A 23,293-nucleotide genomic window follows, 5' to 3' on the forward strand; every position below is an offset into this window, starting at 1 on the left:
TTGGTGCGGGCCAATCAGCAAGAGGATTTTTTCCCTGTAACGGCCTTGAATTTTCCCTGGACTTCCCCAATCCTAGGGATTCGGTTTGAGATGTTTGAAGAGGGTTTAGAGGTCTTTTATCCCAATGGGGAACGATTTAAAGACCCTGAAACCCTCTTTGAGGAACGCAACCAAGCACAACAAGAACGCGATCGCGCTTTTGCCCGATTACGGGAATTGGGCATTGACCCGACACAGTTGTGACTATAATTAATCTTCAGCGGAGATACCGTCATCTTCCACCACCGCTTCGGTGATAGGAGAGGGCGGAATTTCCGTTAAGGGAGATAAATCCGCAGGGGGGGCCACCACGCGATCGAGTTTTAGGGTTAAATAACGAATAACCTCATCACTTAAACGCATGGCCCGTTCCATGGGGGCGACTTGTTTGCCGCTGGCCTGATAATTCATCTGCACATAGACACCATCATTGAGTTTTTTGATGGGATAGGCCAGACGTTTTTTACCCCACACCTTAACTTGAATGTCTGTGGCGCTGTGTTCGCTAATCAGAGTTCGATAACGTTCCACCTGTTGCTGAACGACTTCTTCCCCTAAATCGGGACGGAGAATGTAAAGAGTTTCGTAGTTATTGCTCATCTCAGAATCCTTATGGACTAGAAGGCTTCTTTGTCAAGGCCAGAGGTTAATTGATTTTAATAACTCTCTAGCCTTTAATAAAGAAGCAAGGATATATGATCATACTACTATCCGAGAGTCGATCGCTAGTCATTCCCAGAAAAATATGGCGCAACGCTATGTACGAGTGAAACATCGTCAAGGACAAATCTTCTACGGACTGTTACAGCTAAACCGTAGCGTTGCCGTCTTTGATGCCCCTCCCTGGCAAGGAGGGCAACTAACCAAAATAGAATTAGAACCTGATAGCTACCAACTATTAGCCCCCTGTTTCCCGTCGAAAATTATTGCTGTAGGCAAAAATTACCCGGCCCACGCCGCCGAGATGGGAACACCTGTACCGGGCGAACCGCTTTTATTTCTCAAGCCACCGACGACAATTATCGCCGATGGTGAAACGATTTTCTATCCGCCCCAATCGGAAAGAGTAGATTATGAGGGAGAATTAGCATTAATTATCGGAGAAACCGCCAAAAACTGCACCACAGCCCAAGCCAGAAGCAAAATCTGGGGTTATACCATTGCTAACGATGTCACCGCTAGGGATTTACAGAAAAAAGATAGCCAATGGACGCGGGCGAAAGGATTTGACAGTTTTTGTCCCCTCGGCCCCTGGATTGTCCGGGAACTGAGTATCGGGGCGCAATTAACCACTTTTCTCAATGATGGCAGCGACCCCAAACAAAGCAGTTATCTCAGCGATATGGTCTTTCCCCCCGATGTCTTGGTGGCTTATATCTCCCAAGTGATGACCCTGCTGCCGGGGGATGTGATTTTAACGGGAACTCCCGAAGGAATCGGACCGCTGCAGGTGGGGGATCAGGTTCGAGTGGAAATAGAAGGCATCGGGGTTTTGGAAAATCGCGTCATGGCAGCAGAAATCGATTAGCGATAATTAACAATCCTAGCGAATACGGCGGGGTCTAGACTAGCCCCACCGACTAAAGCCCCGTTTATCTGCGATTGAGCCATAATTTCATCGATATTATCGGGTTTTACCGAACCACCGTACTGAATGGTTACTTCGGGATTGTCTAATTGTTGCCGAATCAAACCGATAACGCGGTTCGCTTCCTCGCTTTCGCAGGTTTCCCCCGTGCCAATCGCCCAGATGGGTTCGTAGGCGATAACGAGGTTTTTTTGGTCAACATTGACTAAACCCCCTTGAATTTGCTTGATAATTACCTTTTCCGTTTCTCCGGCATCTCTTTGGGCTTTACTTTCTCCCACGCAGATAATCGGGATTAAACCTTGTTTTTGGGCAGATATGACCCTTAAATTGACGGTTTCATCGGTTTCGCCGAAATATTGCCGGCGTTCACTGTGACCGATAACCACATAGTGAACCCCAATTTCGGTTAACATATCCGCCGAGATTTCGCCCGTATAAGCCCCCGATTTTTCCCAGTGGACATTTTGCGCCCCCAAGCGAATACGACCACCGTGGAGGGTTTTAGAGAGGACAGCTAAAGCTGTAAAAGGCGCGCAAAGAACTACTTCTCGGTCGTCCGGGGTTTCCTCTAGATGGGATTTAAAATCTTGCAAAAACTCCAAAGCTTCTCTTTGAGTTTTGTGCATTTTCCAGTTACCTGCAATAACAACTTTCGGCACAGCTTAATTAATTTAGTAGATTTGATAATTTATGGCACATTTTACTGTAAGCCTTTTTGTTACCCTAAGCAAGATCACCGATAATCGCTGTTGGTCGTGAACAGATTTCTTTAATACTTTTACCTCTAAGCTATGCCCTAGGCCCCTACCAACCACCCTAGGCGTGATGTGGGGATGCAAGGGACCAGTTCCAAAATCCAAGGTGTATTAAGCTACGTTAACACACCCCAAATTTATCTATATTTAACCGATAACATCTTCCGATTTAATCAGATGCGCTTCTAGGAACCAGAGACGTTTATCGATGTCCCGGGAGATTTCCGTATAGAGATCTGCTGTGTCGGCATCCCCTTGATTGCCAGTGGTATCAATAGCAGAACGAAGATGGGAAGCGTATAAGGCATAACGTTCGGCTAAAGCAACGATATGTTCACTACCATCGACGATATCAGCAGGATATTCCGGCAGAATTGAGTTAGCGGCGGCGATGCGTGCTGTTCCCAAGGCGGTTCCACCTAAAGCGGTAATCCGTTCGGCTACCATGTCCCCATAGTCTTCTAATTCCGTGGCCATTTCGTCGAAGAGGCTGTGCAATTGGTAGAAATTTAAACCTTTAACGTTCCAGTGGGCCTGTTTAACCTGAGTTTTTAGGTCCAAACTAGCGGCAAGGGTTTGGCTTAAGATTTCAATAACAGCTTTGCGGATATCTAATGCTAAATCGATGCGGGTGGCGTAGTATTGTCCCGTGGTTTTGGTTTTGACTGGAGTGGCTACCATAATTTTTCTCCTTGATCAGTTAACAGAATACTCGATAATTTTTGTGGGTGCATAAGGGACTGATTTTGATCCTATTGGACGTTGATAATAAACTGAAAAACGGCCAATTAATTCGGAAAACAAGTAGCTGATAACTGATACTTCCAATGCGCTCAGTACAAGTAACGGCTCGAATCAGCGGCATCAGACAACCTTGAACTGAGCATCAGCAGCCTTCGTCCGTCTGCTGCACTCGAATTATCAGACCTCTCTTATCGCTCATCTCATGCCAGAAACAAATTCTTGTACCGTAATTCCAGCAGTACGAATAAGACTACGAAGCGTACCCTTTGCCACTTCACGATGATCAGGAACAGAGAGTGTTACCTGTTCGCCCTCCTTAACCATGATAATATGGCTTGCACTTTGACGCGCAACTTGCCAGCCAAAGGTTTCAAATACTCGGACTACCTCACGTCCGCTGAGAACAGGAAGAGCAGAGGACATGATTATGCCATTACCTCTACTTGGTGAGTTTCAATCGTTAGGGGTAGCCCACGTTCTGCACGAACTTGAAGGCAGGCGATAATTGCATCTCTGATATTTTCAAGAGCTTCTGCTCTCGTTTTACCTTGGCTGACACAACCCGGAATGCTGGGGCATTCTACAACCCAAACTCCATCTTCGTCACGGTCAAGTGTTACAGTCAACTTCATAAGTTTTCACCACAATCTCCCCGCTTATAGTTTACCTCGTGTTCTCACCTACCTATTAGTGGATGACAAGAACCTTCAGTAATCAAAGCTACATCAAGGAAGATACCGAATTGGGTTTTGCCCACCTTCAGCAAACTCAACCCAATTTACGGATGTTGCCCCTATGTACTGAACATGAGTTAATCGAATGTCGTATCGACCTTCCCTGTCTGCTGGCTCTGCACCAGCATGGTTCGCTATGTACAAATTATTCGCATTATTCTCATAATCACGATGATAAAGAATAATACGGTCAACTTCACGATTGGGATCGATCTTCCACTGACCCGTTGAACCAGTGTTGTCATCGTGGAGAACAAAGTGTTTTCCCTCTGTAAAGATAACGACTACCTTTTCATTTGGCTTTATGAAGTCACGGGCTTTCACAAAATCAGCAATTCTCATACTTGTGAGGCACAAAGTTTCTGGTTTTAGTTAGGGAACAGGCAACAGATGGTGTACTTTATAAGACTGAGAAACGCTATAAATGATTAACGAAATACATCAGACTACAATCACACCCAACAAAAAAGCTCTAACTTGCCCGGGCAAAACCTCTCACAGATATCTCTCCAGTTGCAATGGAAAGATAACTTGAGGTCTAACTGATTGATTATGCTCCTAAATAAGCCGCTAATTCTTCCGAACCGCCAATTAATTGGCCGTCAATGAAGACTTGTGGGGTGGTGGTATTACCACTCATGGCCCGCAGAGAACGACTGGTGGCATCCCGTCCGAGGATAATTTCTTCGTATTGTAGGCCTTTTTCTTCTAACATTTTCTTGGCCCGGAGGCAGTAGGGACAGCCGACTTTCGAGAAAAGAGAGACTAAAGGCGGTTTTTTGGCTTCTGGGTTGATGTAGTTTAACATCGTTTCTGCATCGGAGACTTTGAAAGGATCTCCCGGTTCTTCCGGTTCAATGAACATTTTCTCGATAACACCATCTTTGACTAGCATCGAATAGCGCCAAGAACGTTGACCGAAACCTAAGTCAGCTTTATCGACTAACATCCCCATTCCTGCGCTAAATTCGCCGTTACCGTCGGGAATCAAGACGACATTATCACATTCTTGATCTTTTGCCCACTCGTTCATGACAAAGGTATCATTCACCGACAAGCAAACAATAGTATCTACGCCATTTTCCCGAAAAACTGGGGCTAATTCGTTATATCCGGGTAAATGGGAGGTGGAACAGGTGGGAGTGAATGCCCCGGGTAAGGCAAAAAGAACAACGGTTTTTCCTGTGAATAATTCCTCGCTGGTGATGTTCACCCATTGATTATTTTGACGCACGGGAAAGGTGACATCGGGAACTCTCTCTCCTTCTCGGTTTGGTAGCATAATCTTCAACTCCTAATCGTTAAGTCGTACTCATTTCGAGTTTGTGTAAATTAAGTGTACTCATAACGACTATGAGTTGTCAACAAGTATTTATACTTAAATTAGCGATCAGTGAATAGTATTACTGGACTTCCCCCATACATAAATACTAGAAAATTAACAAAACCCTTACTGCATGGAGCTTCTAAGAAAAAATTGAAAAGAGGCTACTGGGTACATTTTTCACTTGAAAATGGCTGTACCGTTGACTGTATCTGGAGTAGAGCGATTCCGTAGAGTTGGCTGTATAGTGATCGCTAACCTGATTTTAACAGATAGTGTCATTAATCTCTAGAGTAAGGGATTCGCTCTGTAGCCATGTTTTTGCTGGTTTTCTGCCCCAAAACAAGCTATAATGGTCTAAAGGTCAAATTTGAAAATTTTTGCCTCAAACCCTATCTGCGTAAGAACTTCAGGATTTTGTGTCCAGTAGTGCATTGGTATTTTATTGCTTGAACTCAGGCTCTGTAAGACTTTTAGCCATAGCTAGTATGTTTATACGGGGGAAGTCCAGGTATTAAGTGGCAAGTCCGGAGCCTTCTTTTCACTGATTACTTTTTATTGTTTACTAAAAGGGAAATTGCTGTTGTCTTTTCACTGATTACTGGTTACTGTTTACTGATAACTGAAAAAAGCTCCCCACACCCTAAACCCCATCCCTTTTTTTACTGAAAAATGATGTTTTCCTTACTGAAAAAAAGTTATAAATGGCTAGGAATAGCGATAATAACGGTGATTTTGGCGATTACACCCGCCACCATTGCCCAATCAACCACTAGCGCCATACCTCTGGCAAAAATTAACTGGTTACAGGCGATTTTTTTGGGATTTGTGCAGGGAGTGACGGAATTTTTGCCGATTAGCAGTACCGCCCATTTAAAAGCGATTCCCGTCTTTTTGGGTTGGGGGGATCCCGGTGTCACCTATACGGCAGTGATTCAATTGGGCAGTATTGCGGCGGTATTGTCCTATTTTTGGCAGGATTTAAGGCAAATATCCACGGGAATGGTGAAAGCCGTGGCTAGTTCCGATTATCGTTCCCAGGATTTTCGTTTAGCCCTGGGGATTATCCTAGGCACAATTCCGATCGTTTTCTTCGGTTTGTTAATGAAACTTTTCATTCCCGATTTAGATAATTCCCCCCTGAGAAGCATGACAGCGATCGCCTGTGCCTCCATAGTCATGTCTTTACTCTTAGGTACGGCCGAAAAAATCGGGAAACATAAACGCAGTTTCGAGACTTTGCGACAAAAAGACGGGGTTTTAATGGGATTAGCCCAAGCTTTAGCCCTCATACCGGGGGTATCTCGTTCTGGGTCCACCTTAACTGCCGGGTTATTCATGGGTTTAGAAAGGGCCGTAGCGGCGCGATTTTCCTTTCTGTTAGGCATTCCGGCGATAACTTTAGCCGGTTTAGTGGAATTTAAAGGCGTTCTCGACCAGATTAACACCAGTGAACTAATTCCCCTGGCTATTGGGGTAATTTCCTCGGCGCTATTTTCCTATCTTTCGATCGCTTGGTTATTAGATTATCTCAAAAAACAGAGTACCTGGGTTTTTGTCTGGTATCGTCTCTTTTTCGGGGTTACTATCCTGATTGGTGTGGCCTTGGGGCGTTTTTCCTGACCTTTTGGCATTCTAATTAATTTCTAAAAAATCTTGCAATTTTTTTAGATAAGTGGGGGCATCTTCTAACATGGGAAAGTGAGCGGTATTAGCCATCTCCACATACTGGATATTATTATTCAAATCCGCCGCCATTTTACCCATTTTGGCAGGGATAATAATGTCTTTTTCCCCTGATACTAAAAGAGTTGGTATTTTAATCTCGGCAAATTTACCCGGCATAATTTCCACTGCTTTTTTACTCACAGATGTATAAATTGTGCCTAGGGCGGCCTCGTAATCTGCCGCTAAAAAATCTTCTAAAAAAGCAATTCTTTCTGATTTTGGGATCGATCGATGCAAAAATCTCGCCATAAATAATCGATCGGCAAAAGGTACTTTTAAAAACCAATCATAACGAAACTGTACCACATACTTACCGAATTTATGAAAGGCAGCAAAAGCCGCCTTGTCCCTGTGGAGAAACCCGGTTTCTTTGTCTATAGAGCGATCGCAATTAGCCCTAAACCAATCTAACAGGTAGGTTGACTGGCGCGATTAGTTGAAGTTTAGACATAATTGTGTTAATTATGTTTTTTTAATGCAGATGAATAGCTTGGCAATAAGGCTATCATCAATTATAATTAAAATCAATAAAAACAGATCAGCGATATTTGAGAATAATTGTAATTATGAAATTTGTGTTAAGTTCTCAAAATGTTTATGACTATTTAATCGACCAAAAAATCTGCGATCGCTTACAAGAAAATCCGGGAGTAGAGCAGATTCAGGCTAAAAATTTTAACTTATTAGTGACTTTACCAGAGGGGCGAAAGTTACTGGTTAAACAAGAACAATTTATTAATTTAGAAAAGGAAACGGTGGGTGAGTTTTTTGGGGAATGGCGAATCCCAAAATTTCTAGAGAACTTTCCTGAAATTGACCATTGGCGTATTTTTCTGCCAGAATTACTGCTCCACGATGCTGATAACTCAATTTTAGTTTCTACTTATCTGGATAATTATCAGGATTTAGCAGAGTTTTATTCTAAAGAGAATCTCTTTCCGGCTCAGGTTGCTACTCAAATCGGCAGTTGTTTGGCGACAATTCACCGTGATACCTGGAATCAGAGTATTTATCGGGAATTTTTTGTTAAAGAAGAGTTTGCTGGAAAACCGAAAGTATCTCCGCTATTATTAGAGAGTTTGGAAAGGATCGGTCCTGAAATTTTTGGCATGGCTCCGATGGATGGATTGAAATTTTTTGCACTTTATCAACGATATGATAGCTTAGGAGAAGCAGTTCATCGAGCCAGTGAAACTATTTCTCCTATTTGTCTGACTCACAATGACATCAAGCTGAATAATATTCTTCTGAATCGAAACTGGGAAGATATTAATGGAAATGTGATCCGGTTGATTGATTGGGAAAGGTCTGATTGGGGAGATCCAGCATTTGATTTGGGAATGGCAATCGCTAGTTATCTACAAATTTGGTTGGGTAGCTTGGTGATTAGTAATTCTCTCAGTATTGAAGAGTCTCTGCGACTAGCCACTACTCCCCTAGAATTACTGCAGCCATCTATCGGTGGGTTAACTTTAGCTTATTTAGAAACTTTCCCAGAAATCTTAGAATATCGTCCTGATTTCTTAAAGCAAGTAGTCCAGTTGGCCGGTTTTTCTTTAATTATTGCAATTTTGGCCATGGTTCAGTATCAAAAAATCTTTAATAATACTGGAATTGCTATGCTTCAGGTAGCCAAGGCTTTGTTATGTCGTCCTGAATCATCAATGCCTACGATTTTTGGGGCTACTGCTACTCAGTTAAATCAGATGAATTCTTCTGTTGTTGGCCAAGTTTAATATCGTTGAGTATCTTGAAAAATTATGTCATTACTTAATTCTCAATTTCATCATTTAGCCCCTGAGGTTAGAGGTCGGTTAAAGGAAGTTTTGCTAGATATTGTTGAAAATCTTGAAATTTCCGCTGATTTTTCGATCCGTCATCCTAACTATCAACCCTGGGAAATGCCGGCTGAGATGTTGTCTCGGATTCAGGCTTTACCGAAGGAAATACAGGATAAATATATGAGCTTACAGTTGAGGAGTTTTCTTTATGGCATTTATTATAATGGGTCGATGCAAGCATCGCAAGCATTAGGTTCTGAGAATAAGGGTCAGCAATTAGATTTGGAGAATAATAGTTTTGCTGGCGTAGCTATGGACTTTTATTTACAGTTGGAAGCAGCGAACAAGGGGGAGGGATATTTTGATTCAGGTTGGTCAATTTTGAGAGAGGAAACCGATGGCAGTTTGGCTGTGACTAAGGGCGGTTTGCGACTGCATATCCAACGGGACAAGCATCTTCAAGAGTCTGAAAAAGCGGCGGCTGTGGGGGATGTTGTGTCAATTTTGATGCCTAAGAATTTGGTGCAAAATGGCTTTTATATGGCGGTGGGTAATGCCGGTTTACAGAGAGAGGAAGCGATGGTGCGGCTCTATTTTAACGTTACTCCCGAAGGCGCGGTGGCTGTGATGACTGGGTTGACTGAAAGGTTAAATGAGAGGGGGATTCCTTTTAGTTTTAAGGCTTTATATAATCCAGTTGATTATCAACGATATGATGCTGGGGTGCTTTATTTTGGCAAAACAGATTATGAGTTGGTGAGGCAGGTTGTGGCTAATGTTTATCAGCAGAATCAGTCTGTTTTTAAGCCTGAAATACCTTTATTTACTCTGGAGTTAGCACCGGGATTGGGGTTAGCGGAGGAACCGGACAAAAAGTTTGGCAGTGAGGAAAGTTTTGGGATGAATCGCTGTCAGATTATAGCCAATGGGTTGTTGATGGCTTGGCAACAGGAGGACAATTCTGCGGTGGGTCGCATTACTGCTATTTCTGAGCAGTTTTCTGGGTTGGGGATTGATTGGCAGCGTCCTTATTTGAATGCTGATTCTGAGGATGTTTATCAGGGATTAGAGTTGGCAAGCTGATGCTAAGAGAAAATCAGAAACCGGGTTTTTACTATTTTCCTGAGTTATTCTGGGTAAAGCATAGAAAAAACCCCGGTTTCTTTCTTGGCGCAGAACTCGGAGACTCAGAAACCGGGTTTCTTTTTCGGGTAAAATAGGCTTATCGCCTTGCTTTTACTCTGGTTGGCAAAAGCGACCTGTGACTCGCTCATATTCATCTTCCAGTAACCACATAAGACTTTCTTCGTAAGTATCGCTGGTAAAGATAGATTGATAGTTTTGTGCGGGATTTTGAATCGAGAATTTACCGGATTGTTCTTTAACTAACATCAGAATATAGGGGGGTGAAAGCCAAGGATCTACCCAGATTTCGGCAAATTCCCATTGTGTTTTTTCTGTTGGCGTAATTTGCGTTTTTGCGTTTTCAGGATTTTGTGGTGCGCGGTCTGGTACGAGGTATGACATGATATTTTCCTGTGCTTTTTTTTATTTTTATTTCTCCATAGTGGAGAGGGATTCTCGTTCCATCTAATTTTAGGATATACCCAATTGGTTCGGCAAAAAATAATCCATAGCGTTCGTATTTGTCTTCTGAATCTGCTGCTCCCGTTCTCTCTCCTCTTTGCTTAATTTCCTCTGCCACTCTCTCCATTGTCTGGCGATTGTTAAACAAATAGACGATTCCTTCGATTTCCAGTTCTCTTTGGGATTTTTCGGTTTCGGGTAAATGTTTGTCAATCAGACTGGTTCGGTTTTCTAGATATATTTCTCTGTTAATACCACTCATGTGATTTGTTTAACTAGCCATCTTACTATAACAAAAAGCGGTAAGGGTCGCTATGCCGTCAGGCTTATCGCCTATCTTAAAATAAAGTAGCGATCGGCCCATCGCTAAAGTTTAGTCTCATTAGGGCATAGGGCTATTTTTTTGACCCGCCACCACCCGAACCCAGGGGAGAGAGATATAAAAAAGACATAATTGTGTTAGTTCTGTCTCAAAAACAAAGCTCGCTGATACGAAATCATGGTAATTTGCGGTCATAATCTACGTGAAATTACGGTGTTTTGGTCGGTAAAATTGAGACATAATTGTGCTAGTTAGATGAATTTTAAAGTTGCTCAACCCCTTGTCATTATTTGAGAGTTAGGCAACAATAAGAGTCATAGGGAAAGGAAGAGCATAATTAATCTGATTACCTCAAAGTAAAACTTATTCCAAGAGGAAACGAAAATGGCTAATATTACTATTTCTGACTTACGTCCTGCTGGTGCAGATTTGTTCTCGGATTCTGAAAGTTATATGCATGAATTGACCGATTCGGAAATGCTTGATACATTAGGTGGATGGCGGGGTTTCCGAATTCTTTGGACTGCCCTTTGCGTTCAATGGTAGCAAAATATCTTGCATTTAAGTTGAAGAGAATAGGAGACTTTGATTAATTGCTTTTGTTATGATTTTTCGAGGTTCCCAAAAAATGAAACCGAGATAGTTTTATTATCTCGGTTTATTTGATATTTTTTAAAAAAACTTAATTGCAAATCTCAATATTTTTATTAGCTTGGAAGTGAATCAGAGAGTTACTAACCCACTCGTTAAATAGATCTGTCGCAATTTTATTGCGAAGCCAGTTGTCTAGCTTCCTTTCAATAATCTCTTCAACTAAAATTAGATGCACTCCCTTAGAAGTCACAATCGGTTTAAGAACCTCTGGTGGTGTCGCCGCAAAAACAGCCGCCGAAATTTCTGGCTTCAAATCTTTACGAGACAGTATCCCTCGATATCCTCCTTTTCGGCGTAACTCTTTATCCTCAATATACTTGTGAGCCACATCATAGAAACTCATTTCCCCTTCCTGAATAGAATAAAATAATTCCATCGCTAAATCTTCATCTTCTAACACTACTTCATGCATTACTACCCCAGCATAATCTAATTGATGCTCATAAAAATATGGCTCAATTTTATCCGCAAAAAGATGAACAGCTAGTTTTGTGGAAAGACCTTGATAGTACACAAATTCTTCAAAATCATCTAAAGACAGATGATTTTTTTTCATCCAAGCCCAGGTATCCTCTTCACTAAGAAGTTTATACATTTTTCGGTATTTGTCTGCCATCTCTTGAAGCTCCTCAGCTTCTAGCTTGATTCCTACCTCTTCTGCCGTATTGGCGATCATTTTACGGGTAATAATTGCTTCTATGAGTTCAGAAGTTTTTAAAGACAGCTTAACTTGTTTCAGAATATCTTCAGCAGTAATGGTAATAGATTGTGACATGATTAATTTTTCCTGAAAAAACTACAACATCGAGAGATTGCCAAAAAGTTTTTACAATTCTAAACCTCCTTTTTGTAACTTCTTGAATGGGTCAAGAATAAAATCAATAACGCGACGCTGACGCACCACCACCTCAGCGGTAGCCGTATCTCCCGGACGTAATGGAATACAGTCATTAGCACTAGGAATACAAGTTTGATTTAAATGAATTTCTAGTTCATAAATTGCTACTCGTCCCTGAGATGTTTCTTGCATTTTGGTAGTTGGAGAAATTTTGATTAAACTTCCATCAACTACCCCATAGTCCTGAAAAGGATAAGCATCAAATTTCATCTTAACCGCCATTCCTTTCTGTAATGACCCACTTTGTGTAGTGGCCATTTCTGCTTTCAATAAAATATTCGCTTCTTGGGGCGCTATTTCTACAATCATTCCTCCTTGTTGTACCACATCTCCCACCCCAGTAATCGGCAAACTAAAAATAGTGCCTCCTTCTTGGGCTCTAACAATCCGTTTCTCTAACTCAAACTTCAAAGAATCAATTTCTTTCTTTGTTTGCGTCACCTCAGATTTAAGACTACTGATTTGGCTATCCAAACTTTTTAGCTGTTCTTGAATTTTAGACAGAGCAATTTCCCCCGCATGAGTAAGGGTTTGAACACTATTCTCTTGCTCGGCTAAACGCAACTTCGCTTGCTCAATGTCCGCTTCCCCTTGATTAACAATTCTCTCATAAATCCTCTTTTGTTCGATTAATCGTAACTCCGCTTGCTCAATATCCGCCTTCCCTTGATTAACAATTCTCTCATAACTGCTTTTCTGCTCTTCTAATCGCAGTCTGGCTTGCTCAATATCTGCTTGACTTTGCTTCCAAATACTTTGTCTTTCATCGGCGATATTTTCCTGTTCAACGACCCGAACTTCCGCTATCACCCCATTATGGAAAAGATTCTGGTAACGTTCGACTTCCCTCAAGGCTTTTTGTAAGCGCAATTCTGCTAAATTATAAGCGGTGTTGCTATCCTCTAACTGTTGTTTGGCTTGGGCAACTTGAGTCAGTTTCTCTTCTCTTTGTAAATTTAAGGTTCTTCTGAGTGCTGCCAGATTTTGCTCCGCTTGAGCAATTTGAGTCAGTTTTTCCTGTTCTTGCAAATTGTATGTTGTCTTAAGAGACTGAAAGGTTTGTCGAGCTTGTTCTACCTGAGATAGTTTCTCTAATTGTTGGGACTGATTTTGCCGTTCTTGGGTACGCAGTTCGGTTTCTAGCTGATTTTTTTGTTGCTTTAGTGCATTCAGCCGATTATTTTGACTTTGTAGTTGAATTTGCAGTTGGGTAATTCGCTCACGAATAGGGAGACTGTCCAGTTCCATTAAAATATCCCCAGCTTTTACCATGTCTCCTTCTTCAATATTTAGCATTTCAACTTTAGCCGTTTGGGAATTAAGAGCCGCAGATGTATAGGTTAAATTTAGCTTTTGCTTAATTGTACCACCTTGCGGTTCTAACCGTCCCCTAGCACTACCCGTTTCATCTACCCGAGACAACATTCCCCAGGGCAAAGCGATCGCCACAAAAACGATTAAAAAATAGAGCAGTCCTCGCGTCCACCGCTGAGGTAACGCATCCAACAGTTCCTTTGTGGCAAAAGACCAATCCGCCGAAGAATTTAGGTTACTTCCTGGTAGATTTTGGTCGCTTTTACGACCATTTAAGTCTGCTTGGTTAATCTCATTAAACTGGGTCATAATTTATGAAAATCTTGCTCAGATTTATGAACATTAGTTAAGTTGCTGATGATTTAAATAGTAATAATGCGCTTTTTTTGCCATTAACTGCTCGTGATTTCCTTGCTCTATTAATACTCCTCTATCTAAAACTAAAATTATATGAGCATTTCTAACGGTAGATAAGCGATGGGCAATAATTAATGTAGTACGTCCCTTAAGAATTCTATTCAAATTAGTCTGAATAATTCGCTCCGACTCCACATCTAAGTGGGAAGTTGCCTCATCAAAAATCAATAGACGAGGATTGCCTAATAACGCCCTAGCGATGGCTAATCTTTGCCGTTGACCACCAGACAATAACCCTCCACCTTCACCAATCTGGGTTTCATAACTCATCGGTAACTTTTGAATAAACTCGTCAGCACCTGCTAATTGAGCGGCTTCGATAATTTCCGCCTGAGTTGCAGAAGGTCGCGCTAGGGTCAAGTTGTCCCGAATTGTGCCACCAAATAAAAAAGTATCCTGGTCAACAACACCAACCCTTTGACGCAAAGAAGATAAAGAAATGCTAGTTATGTCATGACCATCAATGAAAATCTTCCCATCTGTAGGGGTATATAGCCCCAAAACTAGCTTAGAAATAGTAGTTTTTCCTGAACCAGAACGCCCCACTAAAGCTACAGTCTGTCCGGCTTTGATTTCAAAGCTGAGATTCTCTAAAACATTAGTTTCGCTTTCTGGGTGGTAACGAAATGTCACCTTGTCAAAAATAATATCTCCTCGTAAATCTGTTAAATAATAACGAGCCTGAGATTGCAAATCTTCCTCTGGTTCGGTATCAATCACATCATTAATTCGCTCTACTGCAATAATTACCTCCTGTAACTCATTCCATAGAACCGTTAACCGCTGAAAAGGGTTTATTACATTGCCAATTAACATATTAAAAGCCACCAACTGCCCGATGGTTAATTCTCCTTGAATCACTAACCAAGCGCCAAACCAAAGCAGCCCAGTGGTCACTAAAGATTCAATGGTTAAGCTAAATACTTGGAGTCGGTTGCTAATAATCTGCCCAGAAAAGTTTTTGCGAATTGACTTGTTGAGAAACTCCTCCCAACGCCAGCGCACTACTTGCTCAATTGCCAGAGATTTGACCGTGCGTACACCAGTCAAAGATTGGATTAAATAACCACTTTCTTCCGCTAAGGCCGCAAATATTTCTCTGGATATCTTTTGTAGGAAAGGAGTAGCAATGATAGCAAGCAGGAAAAAAGGTGGCACAATGACTAATGCCAGTAAAGCCATTTTCCAGCTATACCAGAACATAAGTCCCACATAGATAAAGACCGTGAGTAAATCTAATACAATAGATAGGGCTTCACCCGTTAGAAATCTCTCAATCTTGCGGTTTTCCTGCAGCCTGGCCATGATATCCCCCACATAGCGAAACTCAAAAAAACGCAGGGGTAATCGGAAAGTGTGGGTAATAAATCCCACAATCATGGCTAAATTTACTTTGTTGGCAGTGTGGTCGAGGAGATATTGTCGTAACCCAGTCAAAGCAACCCGAAATAAACCAAAAATGACTAACCCTAATCCCACAGCCGTTAAGGTTAATGTACTGCCTTGAACAACTACCCGGTCGAGGAGTAACTGAGTAAATAGTGGGGTAACTAATCCGAAAATTTGAATGACTAAGGAAGCAATAAATACTTCTAGCAATACTTGACCGTGAGGACTGGCTAAATTAAAAAATTGCCAAAATGGGGTAGTATGATTTTTGAGTTCCTTGATTAAAGCTGTCGGTTGTAGGAGTAGTGTATAACCCTGCCAACCTGTTTTAAATTCTGGATATGTTAAACTCCGTTGACCAATAGCAGGGTCAGCAACAATGACTTGATTGCGAGTGATTTCATAAACGACAATATAATGATTACCTTCCCAGTGAGCGATTGCGGGTAATTTTTGTTTAGCCAGTTGGTCAATACTGGCTTTAACTGGTCTAGTGGAAAATCCGATACTTTCCGCCGCAGCGGATAGTCCTCGCAAAGAAGCCCCATTGGCATCTACATTAGCAATATCTCGAATGCGGTTGACACTAAACTTTTTGCCCCAATAACGGGCAACCATTACTAAACAAGCAGCACCACAGTCAGAACCACTTTGTTGCTCAAAAAAAGGATAGCGTCTAGTAATATGCTGCCATAGATGAGTAACGCGCTGAGTGGGGCTAGGGAAATAAGCCTTGTTAACTTTTTGCTTGTGGGTTTTTAGATATATTTCATCTTTGATTGTGCTAATTCCCGCAATTAGTTCCTGGTCGTCCTTTACGGATAAATCTAGTTGAGTATTGATGGAAAATTTACTTTTTTGTTCATTATCTTTAGCGGTAGCTAAATTGTACAAATACTCCTTAAATCGGGAATTTTTATGAATGATAGAGCGCAAAACTTTACCAGGAATATAACATAGCTCTGCTTGAGGCGAAACCCTGACAGCATAATCTAAAAAACCGGCTTCAGGAAACAAAGTACATTCCCCAAATAGTTGAGCCGGATGCAGGGTGCTAATTAAGTCCAGGCTACTGTTAACCAGTCTTACTTTGCCAGCGACCAAAATATATAAGCCATCGGATGCTGAGATACTTTCCAACAACAAACCGGGGTTAGGTTTTGAAAATTCAGCCGACTCAACTAAACTGGCTAAATCCTCTTCTGATAAAAATTGACCGATTAGACCAGATAGATATTCTTTGGTAGTCATTTCTCCCTCGATAGTGTTGCAAACACTTAATAGCACTTAATAGATTTTTCATGATGATTAAGAAAATGCCACCTCCTCTGGAATGTCCCTAATCACAATGCCGCTTTTACTGGATTTTTTCGGCTCATTTTTTTCAAGGTTATTCGATTTTGGTCTGGTAGATAAACCCATTTGTTTGAGTAGTCTGTTGATATGGCGATCGCTGATTTTAATTCCTAATTCTGCGCTCAGGTGCTCGCTGAGTTTCTTAGCAGTCCATCGGGAAGCCGAATAACTAAAATCACGGTGAGGGACTTTAACTTCTCTAGGGCTTTGACTGACTAACTTCCTCAAACGCTGCAAGCATTCCTCGTCTACAGTTTGAGGTCTGCCAATTGGGCCACTATTCCACTGGTGAGCCTGACCAGACTTGGCGAGGGTTATCCAATGGCGTGCTGTACTATGGGAACAGCCCAACTCTTGGCAAATTTGGGTTTGGGTTTTACCCTCATCTGCCAGCAGCATAATTTGAATTCGTTGAAAATGGCGCTTAGACAACCCTTTTTCTAGGCTTTTTTCTAAGTGTTTTCTCTGAAAAGCACTGAGAAATCGACCAGAGTTATTGGGAAAATTAATACCAGTTTGAGATGATTTCATAAGCTGATACTCATTGGCTTTAGAGGATTTTGGACAATCTGCGACATCTTTGCAAAACAAAATTTGGCGTTGCGTATTTGCGGTATAAATCAATTAGACACGGGTATTACCTCGTACTCGTAGAACAGATGGTGGGCAGTTAGCACGGTGTATGTCGCCCATGCTTTTTGAGCATTATACCAGATCCTTCTGGTTTAAGTAGTCGGACATAAGTTTTCGCTGCTGTATAAAGTTTTGTAAATAGGGTAGAAAGCTGTATGCAGCAGCGAAAACCGCCTCTTTTACATTCCTTAACATAGTGTTGTTCATTTATGGCTCTTCTGGTTTCTGTGTGGAAACGAGGTCTATACTGATAGTTTCTTCTTTCAAAATAGTCCTAAAAGTCCTGACCAGTAAGCATTTAACCTTACATAAGCAAAAATTATCACACAAATTTGAGAAGAGCCCAGAAGGTAAGAGGTAGTTAGATATGTGTAATTAATTTTGCTTAGGTACTTATCATCCAATTCCGCTGTATAATTTCCTCCACTAAAATCAAGCTTATCCCTTTAGCTTTCACAATAGGTTTAAGCAACTGAGGAGGTTTCGTAGCAAACACAGCAGCAGATATTTCTGGTTTTAAATCCTGGCGACGCTGTACCCCCAAATATCCACCCTGACGGCGTAACTCTTTATCCTCAATATACTTGTCAGTCACATCATTGAAACTCATTTCCCCTAGCAAACCCTAATTAATTTCTAAAAAATCTCGCAATTTTTTTAGGTAAGTAGGGGCATCTTCTAACATGGGAAAGTGAGCAGTATTAGCCATCTCCACATACTGGATATTATTATTCAAATCCGCCGCCATTTTGCCCATTTTGGCGGGGATAATAATGTCTTTTTCTCCCGATACTAAAAGAGTTGGTATCTTAATCTCAGCAAATTTACCCGGCATAATTTCCACTGCTTTTTCACTCACAGATGTATAAATTGTGCCTAGGGCGGCATCGTAATCTGCCGCTAAAAAATCTTCTAAAAAAGCAATTCTTTCTGATTTTGGGATCGATCGATGCAAAAATCTCGCCATGAATAATCGATCGGCAAAAGGTACTTTTAAAAACCAATCATAACGAAACTGTACCACATACTTACCGAATTTATGAAAGGCAGCAAAAGCCGCTTTATTATACTCAAAAATGCCATTACAGGTTAAAACTGCTTTGACCACTCTTTCCGGGTACATAGTAATAAAAAAAGTCGCCACCGATGCCCCCATAGAGTGACTATTGAGATAGATTTTTTCAATTTCCAAACTATCTAAAAACAATGCTAGATCAAGAGCATATTCTTCTAAATCGTAGGAAAGATCGGGGGATTTTTCTGGCAATTTAGACCGACCAAAACCCCGCATATCGTACAATAAACAATCAAAGCGATCGCAAATTGCCGCAGCCGTTGATCGCCAATAGCGTCCCGATCCTCCCCAACCATGAATAAACACCATAACCGGCTTTTTCTGGGCAGATTCCGATTGCCGAATCCACTCGTAATAGTGGGGAACACCGCGGACAGTGACTGTTTTATCGATTATTTGAGTTTTCATACTAAATCCAGTTATTAAAAACTGATTATTTATTCTCCGTTTTGCCTTTTGCATGAGTAGAAAACGGGTTTCTCGGAGAAACCCGTTTTCTGTGCGTTACTCAACGGATTTAGGGAGGTACAATTATTTGTAGGATGGGTTAGCGGTAGCGTAACCCATGCGGGCGTTGGGTTTCATGCTTCAACCCAACCTACGTTCATCTTATATTTAATTCCACCCACCTACTTAGATACCTAGCCATCCTCGTAAAGAGTTTTGCCAACGTCGCGCATCTGTGTCCGATAGTCGTCCGATTGTCTTAAGGATAACGAACGAGAACGATTTCAAGCTTCGAGTAATCGTTCATAGATGTCGTCTTCCAGATTATCCCAAATCTTAGCCAGTGCAGTTTCGCTGACTTTTTGCCAGAAATCCGAGTTTGTCTCCTCCGGGATGAGGGTGACTAAAACTCTAGTACCCTCTGGAATCGGCACGGATTCGAGGAGTTCGATCCGGCCTTCTTTGACGATCGCGGGAACGGTGTTCAGCATGGTTAACCTCGATTTTTCCCCTTAAGCGGATTCTTGACTGGGTAGAGAGGAAGGATGAACCAATAGCTCTGCTGTGGAACGTTTTTCCACCATTTCGCGGGTGATTAAACATCGTTTCACGTCCTTGCGTGAGGGCAATTCGTACATGACATCGAGCATTAATTCCTCAACAATACCCCGCAGGGCCCGGGCCCCGGTTTTGCGACGATAGGCTTCTTGGGCGATCGCTAGGACGGCATCAGATTTAAACTCTAACTGTACATTGTCCATCTTCAACAGTTTTTGATACTGTTTCACCAAAGCGTTGCGGGGTTGCGTCAGGATAGCGATTAAAGCTTCCTCATCCAGGGGTGAAAGCGCCGCTAGGACGGGAATCCGACCGACAAACTCTGGAATCATGCCAAATTTGACTAAATCATCGGGAGTCATTTGTTTTAATAACCCTGCCGCTACCTTATCCTTACTAGCTTGGCCATCTCCCGGTTGAATAAAGCCCATGGATTTTTTACCGAGACGCTGATCGATCACCTTATCTAAACCGACAAACGCCCCACCGCAGATAAACAGGATATTGCTGGTGTCAATCTGAATACAATCCTGATAGGGGTGTTTGCGGCCGCCTTGGGGGGGAACATTGGCGATCGTTCCCTCTAACATTTTCAGTAAAGCTTGCTGTACCCCTTCTCCGGACACATCCCGGGTAATCGAGGTATTTTCGCTCTTGCGGGCAATTTTATCGATTTCATCGATGTAGATAATGCCCCGCTGCGCTTCTTCCACGTCTAAATCTGCCACTTGCAACAGACGCAAGAGAATATTTTCCACATCTTCCCCCACATAACCGGCCTCGGTTAAAGTGGTGGCATCGGCGACAGCAAAAGGTACATCGAGGATTTTAGCAAGAGTTTGAGCTAGAAGGGTTTTTCCCGATCCTGTGGGACCAATTAACAGAATATTGGATTTTTGCAGTTCGATGCTATCTTCTGGATTGCCGCCACCGGCTTTTTGGGTTTGGATATCTTTGAGGCGTTTGTAATGGTTATAAACGGCCACAGAAAGCACTTTTTTCGCCTCATTTTGACCGATAACGTAGTCATCGAGGTATTTTTTAATCTCTCTTGGTTTGGGAATTTGTTCCCAAGTGGTTTTGTTTTGGCCCGATCGCCGTTTGTTGGGACGTTCCTCCACTGGGGCGACCGGACTAGGCGGTTCCATCAATTCCTCATCGAGAATTTCGTTACACAGTTCCACACACTCGTCACAAATATAGACCCCCGGCCCGGCGATTAATTTTCGCACTTGTTCCTGGGATTTGCCGCAAAATGAACACTTGAGGTGGGAGTCGTATTTAGACATAGTTTATTATTTACAGGGAAGTAACGGGAACGGTAGGATCGGGCAGTTCGGGACGGGAAATCACCAGATCGATTAACCCATATTCTTTAGCTTCGACGGCCGACATGAAAAAGTCCCGTTCGGTGTCGTTGGCGATGCGATCGTAGGGTTGACCGGTGTGGTGAGCCAGCATGGTATTGAGTCTCTGTTTAATATAGAGGATCTCTTTGGCTTGGATGGCGATATCACTAGCTTGACCTTGGGCGCCGCCGAGGGGTTGGTGAATCATGATCCGGCTACTGGGTAGGGACATCCGTTTACCTGCCGCGCCACCACAAAGCAGGAATGCTCCCATACTAGCGGCTAAACCGAAACAAATTGTCGCCACGTCGGGGCGAATTTGTTGCATGGTGTCGTAGATAGCTAGTCCGGCATAAACGGAACCACCGGGGGAGTTGATATAGAGTTGGATATCTTTTTCGGGATCTTCTGCCTCCAAGTAGAGGAGTTGGGCGACGATCGAATCAGCGACCTGATCATCGACGGGAGTTCCCAGAAAGACAATTCTCTCGCGCAAGAGTCGAGAATAGATATCAAAAGCCCGTTCACCCATGCCAGACTGTTCGATTACCACGGGTAAAACGTTAGCTAGGGAGTTTCTCCCCGTGTTGGCGTAGATAGCAGGGCGACAATTACTGGTAATTGGGTAGTCAGGTGATCTCGATTCGAGCATAATTTTTTCGGTTCCGCTATCACAATCTTAGGGGTTTTGCTTGGCTGTGGAGCTTTTACTGGCAAATGTTAAGCATCTTTAGCACTTCTGTCCATCTATTATGCCCTAAGTTTCCCCCGGTTGGCAGGAATCAGTCATCAGTTATCAGTTATCAGTTATCAGTTATCAGTGATCAGCTATCAGTGATCAGCTATCAGTGATCAGGGGATGGGGGAATGGGGGAATTCAAGCAATACCCTAAAACCCCAACACCCCAACACCCCAATCAGTTATCAGTTATCAGTGATCAGCTATCAGTGATCAGCTATCAGTGATCAGCTATCAGTGATCAGGGGATGGGGGAATGGGGGAATTCAAGCAATACCCTAAAACCCCAACACCCCAACACGACTGCTAACTCCTTACGGTTATTCTTCCTCGGCTGCCAACACTTCCACTTCGGTGAATGCTAAGGTTTCTTCTGTTTCCTCTTCCTCGCTTGTTTCTTCCTCTAGGGAACCTTTGGGGACGAGGGTGATAGTAGCTTTTTCTTTCAGCCATGCTAGGGTGTTTTCTGCCAGCATTTCTTCGGTGATCACCTGTTCCAGACGCTGCCTATCTATGTCGCGATCGGACAATTGGGCCATGATTTTAGCGATTTTTTCCGTTACCGCTTCGGCACTGACTTCAATGCCGGCGACTTTAGCCAATTCCTGCACCACGAGAGTCTCTTTCAGACTTTCGATCGCATCGGGACGGGTGTTTTCCCGCATTTTGGGAATATTATCTTTTGTAAACAACTGGTTGACATCTAGCCCCATTTGTTGAAATTCCATGAAGCTTTGGGTCAAAATATGCGTCACTTCCTTTTCGATCAGCGTCTCCGGTAAATCTAAAGTCGCACCCTTGACCAATTCCTTGGTTAAAGCGTCATAAATGCTTTCTTTGGTTTCCTTCTCCGCTTGTTCTTGGAAACGTTTCTCTAAACTTGCTCTTAATTCGGCGATTGTTTCCTGATCGCTGACTTCTTGGGCAAAATCGTCGTCAAGCTCTGGTAATTCCTTTGCCTTTAACTCTTTCATCGTAATTGTAAAGATTACCGCTTTTGCTGCCACATCCTCTTTCGGATAATCTTCTGGGAAAGTTAAAGTCATCTCTTTGACTTCTTCCGGTTTCATGCCGATAATTCCTTCCACCATCCCCTCGATAAAGCGTCCTGCTTCCATATCCACCCGCAGATCTTCGCCGTCAATATCCGGGATATCTTCGCCAGTTTCGGCGGATTTTCCCCGATAATCAACGATCGCCACATCTCCCAGCTGCGCCCCGCGATCTTCCACGGGAACCAATGTCGCTAACTGTTCTTGACGCTCTTTAAACCAATTTTCCACGGATTCGGGATCATAAACGGTTTCTTCGGCAGTAACGCTCAGATTTTCGTAATCTCCGAGAATAATTGTCGGGGCCACATCCAGGGAAACTGAAAAAGTCAAAGCTTTACCCGGTTCATAGGCAGCGATCAAATCCTCAAACTTAGACAATAGCTGTGGATTGCCCAGGGACTCGATACCCTCCTGTTTCAGGGCAGATTCGAGGCAATTTTCAATTAATTCCTCAATTACCGCCGCTTTTACCGCCTTAGTTCCCAATCTTTGCAGAAGGATCTGACGGGGAACCTTGCCGGGGCGAAAACCGGGTATATTGGCCGACTTCGCTAAATTCTTGACCACTTGCTCGTGGGTGTTTTTCGTGGTTTCGGCGGGAATTTCAATTTCTAAACCTATCTGACTGGCAGGAAGCTTTTCCTGAATAACTTTCATTGATTTTTCTAGCTCTTACGACAAGGAACGTTTATAATAGGGTGAGCGGTGTTTACGCCTGCGGTGGATCCGTCCCGCTCATGATATTCTAGGGGAATAGCTGCAGTTGTTCCCCAAGCTGTCACAATCTTTTTATTTTAGCGGTCA

General features: G+C 42.7%; 24 protein-coding genes and 2 pseudogenes. 6 read left to right on the plus strand and 20 right to left on the minus strand.

The window, feature by feature from the left end; genetic code table 11:
* Window positions 1-243 (plus strand): annotated as a pseudogene (locus tag H6F92_RS19510) (Uma2 family endonuclease); the annotation flags it as partial.
* A 6-nt stretch (window positions 244-249) separates the two neighbouring features.
* Here H6F92_RS19510 and rpsF read toward each other — a convergent pair.
* Window positions 250-639 (minus strand): 30S ribosomal protein S6, encoded by a 390-nt coding sequence (gene rpsF, locus H6F92_RS19515; RefSeq protein WP_002769143.1) that lies wholly within the window; start codon window positions 637-639, stop codon window positions 250-252.
* Between the two features lie 145 nt (window positions 640-784).
* Between rpsF and H6F92_RS19520 the strand changes: the two genes are divergently transcribed.
* Window positions 785-1,567 (plus strand): fumarylacetoacetate hydrolase family protein, encoded by a 783-nt coding sequence (locus tag H6F92_RS19520; protein WP_190359172.1) that lies wholly within the window; start codon window positions 785-787, stop codon window positions 1,565-1,567.
* On the opposite strand, the gene tpiA is transcribed toward H6F92_RS19520, so the two are convergent.
* From tpiA to H6F92_RS19550, 6 genes are all read right to left on the minus strand, one after another.
* Entirely contained in the window at window positions 1,564-2,289 is a 726-nt protein-coding gene (gene tpiA / locus H6F92_RS19525) for a triose-phosphate isomerase (protein WP_002801963.1), read from the minus strand. The two genes, H6F92_RS19520 and tpiA, sit on opposite strands and share 4 nt — an antisense overlap.
* A gap of 243 nt (window positions 2,290-2,532) precedes the next feature.
* Window positions 2,533-3,066, minus strand: coding sequence for a DNA starvation/stationary phase protection protein Dps (dps, locus tag H6F92_RS19530; RefSeq protein ID WP_151696794.1), 534 nt, complete (start codon window positions 3,064-3,066; stop codon window positions 2,533-2,535).
* A 258-nt stretch (window positions 3,067-3,324) separates the two neighbouring features.
* The gene (locus H6F92_RS19535; protein ID WP_002739431.1) at window positions 3,325-3,552 is read right to left on the minus strand and encodes a type II toxin-antitoxin system HicA family toxin; all 228 of its coding nucleotides are present in this window, start codon (window positions 3,550-3,552) and stop codon (window positions 3,325-3,327) included.
* Between the two features lie 2 nt (window positions 3,553-3,554).
* Window positions 3,555-3,761 (minus strand): type II toxin-antitoxin system HicB family antitoxin, encoded by a 207-nt coding sequence (locus H6F92_RS19540; RefSeq protein WP_002739432.1) that lies wholly within the window; start codon window positions 3,759-3,761, stop codon window positions 3,555-3,557.
* Window positions 3,762-3,854: 93 nt separating this feature from the next.
* Window positions 3,855-4,205 carry a hypothetical protein gene (locus H6F92_RS19545; protein WP_043997237.1) on the minus strand — a complete coding sequence of 117 codons (351 nt, stop codon included), beginning with the start codon at window positions 4,203-4,205 and terminating at the stop codon, window positions 3,855-3,857.
* A 208-nt stretch (window positions 4,206-4,413) separates the two neighbouring features.
* Window positions 4,414-5,145, minus strand: coding sequence for a glutathione peroxidase (locus H6F92_RS19550; RefSeq protein ID WP_190359151.1), 732 nt, complete (start codon window positions 5,143-5,145; stop codon window positions 4,414-4,416).
* 714 nt (window positions 5,146-5,859) lie between these two features.
* On the opposite strand from H6F92_RS19550, the gene H6F92_RS19555 reads away from it, so the two are divergent.
* Window positions 5,860-6,810 carry an undecaprenyl-diphosphate phosphatase gene (locus tag H6F92_RS19555; protein ID WP_190359152.1) on the plus strand — a complete coding sequence of 317 codons (951 nt, stop codon included), beginning with the start codon at window positions 5,860-5,862 and terminating at the stop codon, window positions 6,808-6,810.
* A gap of 12 nt (window positions 6,811-6,822) precedes the next feature.
* Here the strand turns inward: H6F92_RS19555 and H6F92_RS19560 are convergent.
* Window positions 6,823-7,263, minus strand: a pseudogene (locus H6F92_RS19560) (alpha/beta fold hydrolase); the annotation flags it as partial.
* A 218-nt stretch (window positions 7,264-7,481) separates the two neighbouring features.
* On the opposite strand from H6F92_RS19560, the gene H6F92_RS19565 reads away from it, so the two are divergent.
* A complete protein-coding gene (locus H6F92_RS19565; RefSeq protein WP_190359153.1) occupies window positions 7,482-8,651 on the plus strand; it encodes a phosphotransferase in 1,170 nt (389 codons plus the stop codon).
* A gap of 24 nt (window positions 8,652-8,675) precedes the next feature.
* Entirely contained in the window at window positions 8,676-9,779 is a 1,104-nt protein-coding gene (locus H6F92_RS19570; protein WP_190359154.1) for a T3SS effector HopA1 family protein, read from the plus strand.
* A 153-nt stretch (window positions 9,780-9,932) separates the two neighbouring features.
* Here H6F92_RS19570 and H6F92_RS19575 read toward each other — a convergent pair whose 3' ends face one another.
* Window positions 9,933-10,223: a hypothetical protein gene (locus H6F92_RS19575; RefSeq protein WP_002737941.1), complete on the minus strand. Its 291-nt coding sequence runs from the start codon at window positions 10,221-10,223 to the stop codon at window positions 9,933-9,935.
* Entirely contained in the window at window positions 10,183-10,545 is a 363-nt protein-coding gene (locus H6F92_RS19580; RefSeq protein WP_002738203.1) for a DUF6972 family protein, read from the minus strand. The genes H6F92_RS19575 and H6F92_RS19580 overlap by 41 nt, the downstream gene beginning before the upstream one ends.
* 444 nt (window positions 10,546-10,989) lie before the next feature.
* Here H6F92_RS19580 and H6F92_RS19585 point away from each other — a divergent pair, with 444 nt between their 5' ends.
* A complete protein-coding gene (locus H6F92_RS19585; RefSeq protein ID WP_170915400.1) occupies window positions 10,990-11,151 on the plus strand; it encodes a hypothetical protein in 162 nt (53 codons plus the stop codon).
* 136 nt (window positions 11,152-11,287) lie between these two features.
* On the opposite strand, the gene H6F92_RS19590 is transcribed toward H6F92_RS19585, so the two are convergent.
* The 10 genes from H6F92_RS19590 to tig all read right to left on the minus strand — a co-directional run bounded on the left by H6F92_RS19590 (window position 11,288) and on the right by tig (window position 23,146).
* The gene (locus tag H6F92_RS19590; RefSeq protein WP_079206177.1) at window positions 11,288-12,034 is read right to left on the minus strand and encodes a peptidylprolyl isomerase; all 747 of its coding nucleotides are present in this window, start codon (window positions 12,032-12,034) and stop codon (window positions 11,288-11,290) included.
* A gap of 51 nt (window positions 12,035-12,085) precedes the next feature.
* Window positions 12,086-13,780 carry a beta-barrel domain-containing protein gene (locus tag H6F92_RS19595; RefSeq protein ID WP_190359155.1) on the minus strand — a complete coding sequence of 565 codons (1,695 nt, stop codon included), beginning with the start codon at window positions 13,778-13,780 and terminating at the stop codon, window positions 12,086-12,088.
* Window positions 13,781-13,813: 33 nt separating this feature from the next.
* Window positions 13,814-16,528, minus strand: a complete 2,715-nt coding sequence (locus H6F92_RS19600; protein ID WP_190359156.1) for a peptidase domain-containing ABC transporter — start codon at window positions 16,526-16,528, stop codon at window positions 13,814-13,816.
* Window positions 16,529-16,585: 57 nt separating this feature from the next.
* Window positions 16,586-17,164, minus strand: a complete 579-nt coding sequence (locus H6F92_RS19605; protein ID WP_002737810.1) for a helix-turn-helix domain-containing protein — start codon at window positions 17,162-17,164, stop codon at window positions 16,586-16,588.
* Window positions 17,165-17,651: 487 nt separating this feature from the next.
* Window positions 17,652-17,876 (minus strand): peptidylprolyl isomerase, encoded by a 225-nt coding sequence (locus H6F92_RS19610; RefSeq protein WP_016516288.1) that lies wholly within the window; start codon window positions 17,874-17,876, stop codon window positions 17,652-17,654.
* Between the two features lie 15 nt (window positions 17,877-17,891).
* The gene (locus H6F92_RS19615) at window positions 17,892-18,749 is read right to left on the minus strand and encodes an alpha/beta fold hydrolase (protein WP_190359157.1); all 858 of its coding nucleotides are present in this window, start codon (window positions 18,747-18,749) and stop codon (window positions 17,892-17,894) included.
* A gap of 323 nt (window positions 18,750-19,072) precedes the next feature.
* Window positions 19,073-19,279 (minus strand): hypothetical protein, encoded by a 207-nt coding sequence (locus H6F92_RS19620; protein ID WP_002737934.1) that lies wholly within the window; start codon window positions 19,277-19,279, stop codon window positions 19,073-19,075.
* A gap of 21 nt (window positions 19,280-19,300) precedes the next feature.
* Complete coding sequence (gene clpX / locus H6F92_RS19625) at window positions 19,301-20,635, minus strand: ATP-dependent protease ATP-binding subunit ClpX (protein WP_149988401.1); 1,335 nt, start codon at window positions 20,633-20,635, stop codon at window positions 19,301-19,303.
* Between the two features lie 10 nt (window positions 20,636-20,645).
* Window positions 20,646-21,347, minus strand: a complete 702-nt coding sequence (clpP, locus tag H6F92_RS19630) for an ATP-dependent Clp endopeptidase proteolytic subunit ClpP (protein ID WP_002736918.1) — start codon at window positions 21,345-21,347, stop codon at window positions 20,646-20,648.
* Window positions 21,348-21,754: 407 nt separating this feature from the next.
* Complete coding sequence (gene tig / locus H6F92_RS19635) at window positions 21,755-23,146, minus strand: trigger factor (RefSeq protein ID WP_190359158.1); 1,392 nt, start codon at window positions 23,144-23,146, stop codon at window positions 21,755-21,757.
* Window positions 23,147-23,293: the final 147 nt, after the last annotated feature.

Source organism: Microcystis wesenbergii FACHB-1317, assembly GCF_014696875.1.
In the GTDB taxonomy this organism is placed as follows: Bacteria; Cyanobacteriota; Cyanobacteriia; order Cyanobacteriales; family Microcystaceae; genus Microcystis; species Microcystis wesenbergii_A.